This is a genomic window from Chamaesiphon sp. VAR_69_metabat_338 (assembly GCF_031423935.1).
GTDB lineage: Bacteria > Cyanobacteriota > Cyanobacteriia > Cyanobacteriales > Chamaesiphonaceae > Chamaesiphon.
Genome location: NZ_JANPGM010000496.1, coordinates 1 through 11,609, shown reverse-complemented (window position 1 = coordinate 11,609; position 11,609 = coordinate 1). Strand labels below are relative to the sequence as shown.

Here is an 11,609-nt window from a genome sequence, read left to right as displayed (position 1 = left end):
GAAGCATGACGCACCAATTTCATGTTTTATGATAATGGTGCGTTACCCTTACGGGATAACACACCCTACAAAACTTCCGGTTTGCTTTCGACAACCTCAATTACTATACCCTGTCAGCTATATAGGCTAACAACCAACTCGCAGCCGTCGCTCGTCTGGTTTGACGGGGGCCAAATTCGCCGATTTTATAGCCCTTAAAGCCGAGCTGTTCTTTGAGCAATTGTTTGTGGACGGCGGGAATCGATCGAGTCAGCTTGACCGTTGCCGGACGACTGGCGATAAAATCTGGTGGTGTGGGATAAACTTCCTGCCACTCTGGAGCTACTTGTGTGAGATCCCAAGTATGCTCGATCGGATGATACCGATAGCCCAGATAGTGCCATAAGATCTGATTGACTTGCAGATCGGAAATCGATTCATTCAGGATCGCCCAGATTGTCTCGGTATCCAGCGGTGGCAATTCCACCCAGTCCAAACTTGCGTAATCGATCGCCACATCGCCATTATCCATACAAATCGCCAAAACCCAACCCTACTGAAATTTTCACACCTTGTCAATTTCCCCGCTGTCTTGTCTTGTCTTGTCTCGCTGTCTTGGAAAGGTGCGACAGCGACGCGCGACCTGGAGGTTCCCTCCAGGTTGTGTGCGTCAAGACAAGACAGGGGAAACCCCGCTCCCCGCTGTCTTGACCCAAACGCACGCTGAGGAAACCGTCTAGCGACACGTCTCGCTTCGCTCGTCTACAGCGCGATTTGGGTCGCTCCCCGCTCCCAGCTAAATCATATTTTGAATCAACAATAATTGTAGATCTTGCTTGATTTGCGGTTGCTGATATCGCTGTTGAATCGGTTGCCAATCTTGCCAATTGAGATAATTGCTACGGGCGATTCGTTCGTAGAAAGTGGGTAACTTTGTTGGCGATCGTTTACCCAAGACTTTGCGCACGAATTTATCCAAAACCACATTGTCTTGAATATTCCCAAAGATTTGATGAATGTGTTTGAAATCTTTGAGATAATCTCGATATTTTGCTGGGTAACGCTCGGGAAACATTTCTAATAAATAGCGCGTAGCCTTAACTTGCTTCCGCAGACCGTGCATGGTATCGCCGTGAATCATCAGTAACTGCGATACTGCTGATTCTGAACCGATCGCGGCATTGGCATCTGGCTCGATCCACCAGCCAGAATTGAGGAAGAGGTTGCTAGTAACGCTCGTTAATAATTCTGGTAAAATCGACCCGATTTCAACGTTAGCAATCGGCGTATATTGGGGATGATTGAGCCAATTATTCAGTCCTAATTTAAAGTACTGAAAATCCCGTTCGTTAAACATCAATTTAACTTTCAAGATTTCCTTACGACGGCGTTTAATGAGAGTCGCTGCTACTTTTTCTAAGTGCGTTTGCTCGGATTCTGGCAAGCTAGCGCGGTAATTTTTAAAAGTGTCCTGCAAAACATCTAAATCGCGCACCTTGCCCAATCCTCTGGCGATGTGCCCGATTTGTTTATCCCCCATCACTTTGGGGATCTCGATGCTCGATCCAAAAGCTTGGATCTGCGATCGCAAGCGGCGCAAACTCACGCGCATCTGATGTACCGCCTCGCGCTCGTCATCTGCTAAAACATCGGCTTCGAGGGTCGCGATCGTAATGTATTGTTTCTGGATGGCTGGATAGATATAGTCAGCTAGTGTGGCTGGCACAGTGGCACACTCTGGCGGCAATAATGTCAAATTTCGATCCATGCTGTTTTACCCCTGTCGTGTGAGGAGCTAAGTTACTTCGATCTTAGCCCAATCATTATGTCATCGCTATTTCACCTGTGGACGTGACAATCTTTACACGCGGGGCATCACTAGGTCGATCGCCAGCTACTACCGGACTCGATCGCCAAATCGAGCGCGATCCTGACTAGACAGCTGGCCAAAATTTATTGTATTATTAAGGGATAATTCTCACTTTCAGTGTTAATTTAAGTAAAATACTCAATCTCTAATTTGTTGGCCTGACTTGCCATTGATGGCACAGTCCAGCGATCGAGATCGTCTCATCACCTTTAGCTTTGTTAATGTTCGTGTCTAATCTCGCTCATAACTCCATCCGCCCAACTTATTTTACCGATCGCCAGCTTGGCGAGCGGAGTTTGTGGCAGCTAGAGTTGGCCGATATCGGCAATTGCGCGCAGATAAGCAACATGAATATTGCAGCTAGAGAAATATATCTGCATCTATTACCACTCAAACATTGCGGGAAACCAACTGTCATAACATCACTTCGGGATGTTAATCAGTTGTAAATATAACAAGAACCAAATCTACATCTTCTTGTAACCCCCGCTTGTCTGCCACAGACAACGGGGGTTGTTCGTTAGGAGGCTCAATATCATGAAACCAGCCACAAGCGGCGTCGCAGACGGCAAGACAGTCGATCTCCGCGCCACAATTCCGTCGGTATTAAATAATTCTGTAGTAGTATTTTCGACCAACTATTTACCCATGGCGCGGATTAATATCCGCCGCGCGATCGGGTTGCTAATTAGCGGGAGAGCCGAACCGCTCGATTTGCAAGATAGCAAAATGGTATGGGTACTGCACTCGCCTTCTGTCGCGATCGAAGTGCCCCACCACATCCGCCTCAAAACCACTACCGCCGAACGGTTGTGGAAGCTGCCGAGTGTCAGTCGGCGCGAATTGCTTAGGCGAGACGGACATCGCTGTCAGTACTGCGGAAGTGCCAAGCAATTGACGATCGATCACGTCATTCCCCGCTCCAAAGGGGGCACCCACACCTGGGATAACGTCACGATCGCTTGTGAGACTTGCAACCACAAGAAGGGGGATAAATACCTCAACGAAACGGCGATGGTGCTCAAAACCAAGCCCAAGGCTCCCATGCACCCGACTGTCGCTTTTGCCGAACAGTTTTGGCAAGCACGGAATCCTTCTTAGTTGGGAGTTGGGAGTTGGGAGTCGATCGTTGATAGGGGATAGTGGACGCAAGCGTCCTTCTCCTCCGCTCCCAACTCCCCACTCCAGCAGTCAACTGCGGGGTTGGATAACTTTTGGTGCGGCTACTGCCAGTGGATGGGAATCTCGATCGAATGATAAGCGATCGACTCCCGCCCAAGTTGCGAGTAAATTGTCGGCGGTGCGGAGCCACTGCTGGCGATCCTGGGTGGCGAGATAGCCATTGAGGGGAATGCCTGCGATGCTATTTTGCGCGCCCGAGAGGATGCCGGTGAGCGCACAGGTGAGGTGGGTGCGATCGTCGATCTGGTAAGCTAATCGGAGGGCTAAACTCAAGTCTTCAGGGGCGCAGAGCAAACAATAAATTGCCAGCACTGTCGCACTGACGATCGGGTGCGGAATCGAGAGCGAGGGGTGGGTGAACTTGTATAAACTATCGAATTGGTTTAGTTGTCGATCGATCGTCCTGAGTGATTGAAATAATAGGGGATGGAGATTGATGGCTTCATCCAACAGTTGGGCGACGATCGTGCTGGCATCGAAAGATTCTGTGAGCGATCGAGATATAATATAGCCGATCGCGACCGCACTAGAGCAGGTTTCCCAATCTAATTCCCAACCATGACTGACACTAATTAGTATCTCGCGCAGCTTAATGCGATCGTCATGAAAAAATAACATTAATGGCAACATTGCCACGATCGCTAGCTCGGCAGTGGGTCGCTTGCTAAAGACGTTTTGTTCCCAATCTCGATCGATATATTTACCACGATAAATCAAACTATTAATGCCATTTGCCAAAGCCGATTTCGACTCCTGCATCAGTCGATTGGGGGCAATCTGGTGGGGAGTTAGATAAATGAGATTGCCACCGATTAATGCCCCTTGAAATCTAGTTGATAATAAGTGTTTCATCTGCGATCGACCGAGCGGTAAACTTGTTAGAATGCTGAAATAAATCCGCGCTCTTAACAGCCTCAATTATCCCTTATTACCTCACTTCATGCCACATCTCGATCGAGCCACTGTTTCCGAACCGATAACTGGATATACTGTCGGGACTACAGCCGCCGGATTGGTAGAAGTATTGGTCGATTGTCCGGGGACGCAAGCTCTATATACCTATAATGTACCCGATCGATTGAGCGTGCGGGTGGGCGATATTTTGAGCGTACCCTTGGGCGGGCAAATCGTCGGCGGGATTGCGATTAGATTTGTCGATCGCGTGCCGGACACATTAACAATTGCTCGGATCAAAGATATCGATGATGTGGTGGCGTCGGGATTATTTAAGCCCAATTATTGGCAGTGGTTATCGCAGATTTCTCAGTATTACTATACACCATTAATTCAAGTTATTAAAGTTGCTTTGCCGCCAGGACTGTTGACTCGATCGCATCGGCGGATTCGGGCGATCTCGATCGATGTAAACCCAAATATTTTTTTAAGCGAGATTGCCAAGCAAATCCTCAAATTACTCAACTCAACATCAGCCAGGAATTACAGTTGGCAACACATTCAAAAACAGATTCCCCAAGCTAGAAAAGGTTTGCGAGAACTGCTCGACAAGCAATTAGTTGAATCTTATTTAGAATCGGGACAAACTCCCCAACCAAAATTACAAAAAGCGGTCATTCTCACTGCTGAGGTAATGGGTACAGATCTGAGCGATCGCCAACGTGAGATTGTGGGTATCCTCAAACAACATGATGGTGAATTGTGGCAATCTGAACTAATCAAACTTACGGGCACTACCACCGCAACTCTAGCCAAGATTGCCGAAAAAGGGTATCTGGCGATCGTCACGAAAGAAAAGCTCCGCTCCGAGCGCGAACTGGGAATCTTTCAACAAGAACCAGCCAAAGTCCTCACCGCAGATCAAGCAGCAGCATTGACAGTAATTAATCGCATTTCTGGATTTGCCCAAGTCCTCCTGCATGGCGTTACGGGTTCGGGCAAAACCGAAGTATATCTCCAATCGATCGAGCGCATCTTAGCAAAATCCCAATCGGTATTGGTATTAGTCCCGGAAATCGGCTTGACACCTCAATTGACCGACAGATTTCGATCGCGATTTGGCGATAAAGTCTGCGTCTATCACAGTGCCCTCAGCGACGGCGAACGCTACGATACCTGGCGGCAGATGTTTAACAACACCAGTCAAATTATCATCGGGACTCGATCGGCCATTTTTGCCCCCGTCCCCAATCTCGGCCTAATTATCCTCGACGAGGAGCACGACTCCAGCTTCAAACAAGACCAACCCGCCCCCACCTACCAAACCCGCGACATCGCCAAATGGCGCGCCGAACTCGAAGCCTGTCCCCTCATCCTCGGCTCCGCCACACCCTCCCTTGAAACCTGGGTGCTTATTTGTGGGAAGTTGGGAGTTGGGAGTTGGGAGTTGGGAGCGAGGAGCGGGGACAGCCAGCAGGACGCAAGCGTCCCAAATCTATCTTTATACTCATCCTCTTCGCTAACGCCTAACTCCCAACTCCCAACTCCCAACTCCCATACAGTGGTACAGCAACTCCCAACTCCCAACTCCTACTACCTCCCCCTCCCCACCCGCGTCCACTCCCGCCCCGTGGCGCCCGTCGAGATCGTCGATATGCGCCAAGAATTGCACCAGGGCAATCGCAGCATCTTCAGTCGTTCTCTGTCCCAAGCCTTGCGCCAGATGCAAGCCCAGCAACAGCAGGGGATCTTATTCATCCATCGGCGCGGACATAGCACCTTTGTCTCCTGTCGCAGTTGCGGTTATGTCTGCGAGTGCCCCAACTGCGATGTATCGCTGGCGTACCATCAACCCCATACCGCAGAGCAGGCGCAATTGCGCTGCCACTACTGCAACCATTACCAACCTCAGCCCCGCAAGTGCCCAGAATGCGAATCGCCCTATTTCAAGTTTTTCGGCAGCGGTACCCAAAAAATCGTCGAAGAACTCAATCGGGAGTTTCCGCAATTGCGCTGTCTGCGCTTTGATAGCGATACCACCAGTACCAAAGGCGCACATCGCCGGATTTTGACCGCATTCGTCCAGGGAGAGGCCGATTTGTTGGTAGGCACTCAAATGCTCACCAAGGGGCTGGACTTGCCACAAGTCACCCTCGTGGGTGTGGTGGCGGCGGATGGCTTATTGCACCTATCGGATTATCGGGCTGCCGAACGCACGTTCCAAACCCTGACGCAGGTAGCCGGACGCTGCGGGCGGGGCGATGAGGCGGGCAAGGTCATCATCCAAACCTATAATCCCGAGCATCCCGTTTTGGCGGCGGTGACGAAACACGATTATGCGGCGTTTATTGCGGCGGAATTACCCGAACGGCAGATGTTAGATTACCCACCAACAGGTAGGCTGATTTTACTGAGATTCAGCAGCCTCGATGCTGTTGCTGTCGAACGCACCGTCACCGAGATCGGCACGATGTTAAATGCAGCGGCAATTGCTGGACGGTATGAAGTCTTAGGCCCCGCACCAGCGACGGTGATGCGAGTGAGCAATCGCTACCGCTGGCAAATCATGCTCAAATATCTCCCCGATGGTACGGCGAAACTACCTGACTGGGAAGTGCTGGGGACGATGTGTTCCAATCTGGTCAAGATGACGATCGATGTCGATCCGCAGAACTTTTTGTAAATTTGTTACAGAAAGTAACTAAGTGATGCGGTAAGATAACGATATCTCAAGTTAAATTACATTGCTGCGGCGATCGCCACCATGAGTGATACACCCATAGATAACACCCCGCTCGAATCTACGACTGCTGTTCTGGAGACACCACCGACACCAGAAGAACTCAAAGAAAAATATGTCAAATATGCCATGCGGAATATGGTCAAAAAGGGCGGCAAGTCACTCCAACATTTTGCCCTCAGTGCGATCGGATTGCTGGCACTTTTTGTCGGCTTAGCCTATCTAACTAAATAAAGGAGAGTTGGGGCAGCCGATTCGATCGCCTTCCCTCATCTCTACCTACCACCTACCGATCGCTATTTAGCTAGATGCAGCTAGAATTAATCCTTCAAGATCTATATCAACCGAGTGTCATCACCGAAGATACTTGGGTCGATTGGTTTCAAGATTGGTTGCAGACACCAGGAGTCGGGCTACCCCCAGGGGAGGCTTACGAACTGAGTCTCCGACTCACCAACGATGCCGAAATCCAAGCTTTGAACGCTCAATTTCGCCAGCTCGATCGACCGACTGATGTCTTATCTTTCGCCGCTCTGGAAGTAGATTTTCCGCAAGTGGCGGATAATTTTACCGATGCGGCTATCTATCTGGGTGACATTATTATTTCGGTCGATACGGCTGCAAGACAAGCCCCCGAACATGGGTATTCTTTAAGAAAGGAACTGGCTTGGCTCGCCAGTCATGGATTACTGCATTTACTGGGTTGGGATCACCCCGACGAGGCAAGTCTGTTGTTAATGTTGGATCGGCAAGCAAGTTTGCTGATACATAGTGGTGTTATCGATCCCATAAGTGTATAAACACGGCACAATCTCAGCCATAAGTGTGAAATACCTCCTTAATAAATCATTATTTTATCCCTGGGAACAATCGGTCTATGCAGATTAAACTAAACGAATCAGCCAATACTACAATTGTCCAATCAGATATGACTACCAAAATGTCTATTTCCCAACCATTAGAACGAAGTCCGCAGCAACGAACTAAGGCTTGGCGAGTAGCCACGAGTATTGGGGTGAGTTTTAAATATGCGGCGGCTGGCGTAACATACGCTTTTAATACGCAACGCAACTTTCGGATTCACTGTGTCATGGGCACCATCGCCATTACCATCGGCGCACTATTGCATCTGACTGGTGTCGAAATGGCAGTAATTTGTATCGTCAGCGGTTTAGTTTTGACTTTAGAACTATTAAACACGGCGATCGAATCGGTAGTCGATCTGACAGTCGGTCAAACCTATCACGAACTAGCCAAGATTGCCAAAGATTGTGCGGCTGGTGCGGTGCTAATTTCTGCTTTTGCTTCGGTATTGGTAGGTCTATGCTTGGTCGTCCCCAAAGCACTGTTACTGTTCGTTCATTAGCAATCCGCCGTTAGTGGTGCGACCGCCGATCGAGATCCAAGTTGTGAGCCGCTGAGTGGATTGAATTTTGAATCGATCGCGATCGATATCGGTGAGAATGCAATGATGTGTTTTACACTGGATCGGATTGGGATAATAGTGTAATGCATGATTTTAGTTATTGACAATTACGACAGCTTCACCTACAACTTAGTTCAATATTTAGGCGAACTAGGACAGGAATTAACTGTTGCCAAAGATATTCGGGTCATTCGCAACGATCGGATTACCTTAGCTGAGATCGTCAACCTCGATCCCGATGGGATCTTGATCTCGCCAGGGCCGGGGCGTCCCGAAGATGCGGGAATTACGTTAGAAATTATCCGCCAACTGGGTACCAACTACCCGATCTTGGGTGTCTGTTTGGGACATCAAAGTATCGGTCAGGTGTTTGGTGGCAATGTTGTCGCTGCGCCAGTGCTAATGCACGGTAAAACTTCCGAAATCTACCACGATGGTACTGGCGTCTTTACAGGTTTAGCCAATCCTTTTACCGCTACTCGCTACCACAGTCTCGTTATCGATCGAGCCACTTGCCCAGATTGCCTAGAAATTAATGCTTGGGTCGAGGATGGCACGATTATGGGCGTGCGGCATCGGGATTATCCTCACATTGAAGGGGTACAGTTTCATCCAGAGAGTATTTTGACCGATTCGGGCATGCAGTTGCTCCGCAACTTCTTGACATCGATTAAATCGAAAGTCGTTAGTTCCTAAATCTGACTTTAAACCAACGGCGGGGTCGATCTAGATCGACCCCGCCGCTTTCTGCCGATTACTTACCGGTATCGGGGAGCAATGAATAATAACTACAGTCTTTCAGGACGAGCGTGTGGCCGGGATGACACCTATTATTAAGATCTAAAGATTGCATCATACTGCCATTGGGATCGAAGCCAGTCCCACGATGGTAATTCCTAGACAGATGAAGATAGCTGTGGGTAATGCCAAAAATAGCAGCCCCGAGCAAGGCTAGACCTACAAAATTCAAGAATGAAAAGCCCGATGCTTTTACGTTCAAATAACTTGGATCTGGATATTCATCAAAGTTGTAACTGAGCATCAAAGCATTTAGGTCGAGTTTCTTGTCTTTCATAATTGTCGATTAAGCTTGGTAATTCGGCATGTTTAAAAAAAGTGCTTAAGGCAGCCTGGGATCTTTGCTTCACATCAAATGTGTGCGATTGCTGACCCCAGCAGTCAGATTGACACACTCAAGAACCTAATGGTAATGATGCCAGCGATCGGGAATCGGGTTAGTTAATGGCTAAATGGCAAGAATTAAGCATTATGCACTACGCCATTTGGCTTACCTTGCAAAGTATACCGATCGAATACTGTTTTGTCAATCCAATCGATAATCGATCCCAAAGTTTTTAAGTAACACTTGTGGCGTAAGTTTGAGTGCAAATCGTCGGTATTTGGGTTGAAAAAAATTAATGCATGGAACTGACATAAACAGTCGCCCTTATCGATCGATGTTGCTAGCAATAATTTTTTACATCGGAGCGATTGGAGGATACTTAAACTATCCCAATGTTCGAGCCAAATTACCAGTTTAAAAATGTTGAGACTCTGAGAATGTAACCCGAGATTATGGCCTGAAAATCGCGGCAATCCGATCGTAAGCAAGGCTAATTTGTAAATATTAATGTCGAAATATGATGTTAAATCGATGCCAATTATTTACATTCAAATCATCACAAAACATACAAATGTCTTCGGTAATTATACGGATTTAGATCGTGCCAGCGAACGCCTATATTTGGGATTGAAAGACACGTTTCAAAGATGGCAATCGCGATCGTGGATCGAAACCAAAATCGAACAGATCGAGATCGCCAAGACGATTCAGGGATATTGCGCGATTGAGGCAGTCAATCGTATCGGGAAATACCACAACTGAATAGACTCATTCTGTTGTCAGCGGATGAAGGATCGGGCTGGCTAGATCTCAACTAGCGATCGCTAGTGGCATTTTGGGTACTATATGGTAGGTTCAACATTTACCTCCCAACCCAATGGCACCTATAGTTACACCAACATCTTCCCAAACGGATGCTAGCCATTCTCCACATACCTAATGTAAATCTATGCTCGAACTCAAAGATAGTAACAAGGCACTGAGCGATACTGGCGATATTTTATTGTCAGCTAAAGCAAAATACAAGCAAGGTGATTATCAAGGTGCGATCGCTGAGTACACGCTAGCAATTGACTTTGCGCCGAATGTTGCGCTAGCTGTTTGCTGTCGCGGCGATGCCTATTATAAATTGGGGAAACAAGAACAGGCACTAGCGGATTACGATCGAGCTATCGAACTAGATCCGATGATGATGCTCGCGTATTATCGTCGAGGAAATCTGCATTATTCAGTCAAAAAATACGAGCTGGCGATCGCGGAATATAACTTGGCGATCGAGCGCAAGTCAGATTTTGCAACGGCTTATGTCAATCGTGGGTATGCCCAGCGAGAATTATATGGCGAACAAGAGGGTGTAAGCGATTGGCAGTCAGCCGCTAACTTATTTAAAGCACAAGGCAATCTCGATCGCTATCAACAGATGGTCGATTTAATCGATCTCAATTCTAGTATCGATACTTTATCGGGGATGTTGTCCTAGAGCGATAATGCAATGTTCGCCGCAAAAAGCGATCGCACTAGCGATCGCTTTTTGCTTGTAGGATGAAGATCTCGATCTGCCACCAATAGCCTGGAAATTTAGAGTTGCTTCTCAATCTTCTTGGATGACTTCCATCCAAATGGCTGGAGCAGTTGCCCCACCAAACTCGGTGCCATCGGGGCGTCGATGCCATATTGTTGCGGCCACCGTTTCGGTAGATATAGCGTTCCGAAGAGGATATCCATCGCCGGAAAAATGGCGGCGTAATTTTTGTTGATGTACTTTTCCCCATCATTAGTATGGTGCCAATGGTGAAAAGCAGGAGTAGCGATTAATTTTTCCAAGATCCCAAATCGCCAGCGGACATTGGCATGAATGATATAGCTCCAAACATGACCGAATAGTGTGTAATATACTGGTAACATATCGACTGTATCGCCATTTGGCTGTGCCAAACCGAGTAGATATAGTAGCGATAAGCCACAAATGCGAGTATAAAGCATATCTACAGGATGGGCGCGGTTATTGACGATCCAGTCCATTTTTTCGGCACTGTGGTGGATGGCATGAAATCGCCACAGCCAGGGAAGCTCGTGCGACCACCGATGCGCCCAGTACACGCCAAAATCGCCGACGATTAACGCCAGCACAAATCGCGTCCGCAGCGATAGCTGCGCTGCCCAGGCGTAGAGCATCGTACTCGGGGCAAAATGGTGGACGCTCCATGTGAGAATCGACAGTGGCAGGATCAGCAATAGCTTGGGTACCAGCCCATTGAGGAAGTAATAACCCAAATCGATAAAAAATTCTTTCCGCAAGACCTTTTGTGGCTGCTGGGCAAAGCATCTTTCTAAGGGGATGAAAATGGCTAACAGGAATACCAGCCAGATGCACATTCTCAAGATATCTAATGGG

14 protein-coding genes are annotated in these 11,609 nt (G+C 48.0%); 9 read left to right on the top strand and 5 right to left on the bottom strand.

Translation table 11 applies throughout. The features are described 5' to 3' along the window. Positions 1 to 103: 103 nt before the first annotated feature. The gene (locus tag RMO84_RS13820; protein ID WP_310489029.1) at positions 104 to 511 is read right to left on the bottom strand and encodes a DUF1823 family protein; all 408 of its coding nucleotides are present in this window, start codon (positions 509 to 511) and stop codon (positions 104 to 106) included. A gap of 264 nt (positions 512 to 775) precedes the next feature. Further along, positions 776 to 1,747 carry a CHAD domain-containing protein gene (locus tag RMO84_RS13815; protein WP_310489028.1) on the bottom strand — a complete coding sequence of 324 codons (972 nt, stop codon included), beginning with the start codon at positions 1,745 to 1,747 and terminating at the stop codon, positions 776 to 778. A gap of 329 nt (positions 1,748 to 2,076) precedes the next feature. On the opposite strand from RMO84_RS13815, the gene RMO84_RS13810 reads away from it, so the two are divergent. Further along, positions 2,077 to 2,298, top strand: a complete 222-nt coding sequence (locus RMO84_RS13810; RefSeq protein ID WP_310489027.1) for a hypothetical protein — start codon at positions 2,077 to 2,079, stop codon at positions 2,296 to 2,298. Between the two features lie 88 nt (positions 2,299 to 2,386). Beyond that, on the top strand, positions 2,387 to 2,950 hold the full coding sequence (locus RMO84_RS13805; protein ID WP_310489026.1) for an HNH endonuclease: 564 nt from the start codon (positions 2,387 to 2,389) through the stop codon (positions 2,948 to 2,950). 90 nt (positions 2,951 to 3,040) lie between these two features. On the opposite strand, the gene RMO84_RS13800 is transcribed toward RMO84_RS13805, so the two are convergent. After that, positions 3,041 to 3,883 (bottom strand): ADP-ribosylglycohydrolase family protein, encoded by an 843-nt coding sequence (locus RMO84_RS13800; protein ID WP_310489025.1) that lies wholly within the window; start codon positions 3,881 to 3,883, stop codon positions 3,041 to 3,043. An 88-nt stretch (positions 3,884 to 3,971) separates the two neighbouring features. Here RMO84_RS13800 and priA point away from each other — a divergent pair, with 88 nt between their 5' ends. The 5 genes from priA (at position 3,972) to RMO84_RS13775 (ending at position 8,787) form a co-directional block, all read left to right on the top strand. Then, positions 3,972 to 6,608: a primosomal protein N' gene (priA, locus tag RMO84_RS13795; protein WP_310489024.1), complete on the top strand. Its 2,637-nt coding sequence runs from the start codon at positions 3,972 to 3,974 to the stop codon at positions 6,606 to 6,608. 81 nt (positions 6,609 to 6,689) lie between these two features. Further along, positions 6,690 to 6,899, top strand: coding sequence for a DUF3285 domain-containing protein (locus RMO84_RS13790; protein WP_310489023.1), 210 nt, complete (start codon positions 6,690 to 6,692; stop codon positions 6,897 to 6,899). Positions 6,900 to 6,973: 74 nt separating this feature from the next. Next, positions 6,974 to 7,465 (top strand): rRNA maturation RNase YbeY, encoded by a 492-nt coding sequence (ybeY, locus tag RMO84_RS13785; RefSeq protein WP_310489022.1) that lies wholly within the window; start codon positions 6,974 to 6,976, stop codon positions 7,463 to 7,465. Between the two features lie 77 nt (positions 7,466 to 7,542). Beyond that, a complete protein-coding gene (locus RMO84_RS13780; RefSeq protein ID WP_396135863.1) occupies positions 7,543 to 8,031 on the top strand; it encodes a diacylglycerol kinase family protein in 489 nt (162 codons plus the stop codon). A 147-nt stretch (positions 8,032 to 8,178) separates the two neighbouring features. After that, on the top strand, positions 8,179 to 8,787 hold the full coding sequence (locus tag RMO84_RS13775) for an aminodeoxychorismate/anthranilate synthase component II (RefSeq protein WP_310489021.1): 609 nt from the start codon (positions 8,179 to 8,181) through the stop codon (positions 8,785 to 8,787). Positions 8,788 to 8,845: 58 nt separating this feature from the next. Here RMO84_RS13775 and RMO84_RS13770 read toward each other — a convergent pair whose 3' ends face one another. Next, the gene (locus tag RMO84_RS13770) at positions 8,846 to 9,166 is read right to left on the bottom strand and encodes a hypothetical protein (protein WP_310489020.1); all 321 of its coding nucleotides are present in this window, start codon (positions 9,164 to 9,166) and stop codon (positions 8,846 to 8,848) included. Between the two features lie 555 nt (positions 9,167 to 9,721). Between RMO84_RS13770 and RMO84_RS13765 the strand changes: the two genes are divergently transcribed. Both RMO84_RS13765 and RMO84_RS13760 read left to right on the top strand, forming a co-directional pair. Continuing rightward, the gene (locus RMO84_RS13765) at positions 9,722 to 9,976 is read left to right on the top strand and encodes a hypothetical protein (protein ID WP_310489019.1); all 255 of its coding nucleotides are present in this window, start codon (positions 9,722 to 9,724) and stop codon (positions 9,974 to 9,976) included. Between the two features lie 187 nt (positions 9,977 to 10,163). After that, complete coding sequence (locus RMO84_RS13760) at positions 10,164 to 10,694, top strand: tetratricopeptide repeat protein (RefSeq protein ID WP_310489018.1); 531 nt, start codon at positions 10,164 to 10,166, stop codon at positions 10,692 to 10,694. Between the two features lie 98 nt (positions 10,695 to 10,792). Here the strand turns inward: RMO84_RS13760 and RMO84_RS13755 are convergent. Further along, positions 10,793 to 11,609: sterol desaturase family protein (locus tag RMO84_RS13755; RefSeq protein ID WP_310489017.1), on the bottom strand; the 817-nt coding region annotated here is incomplete at its 5' end.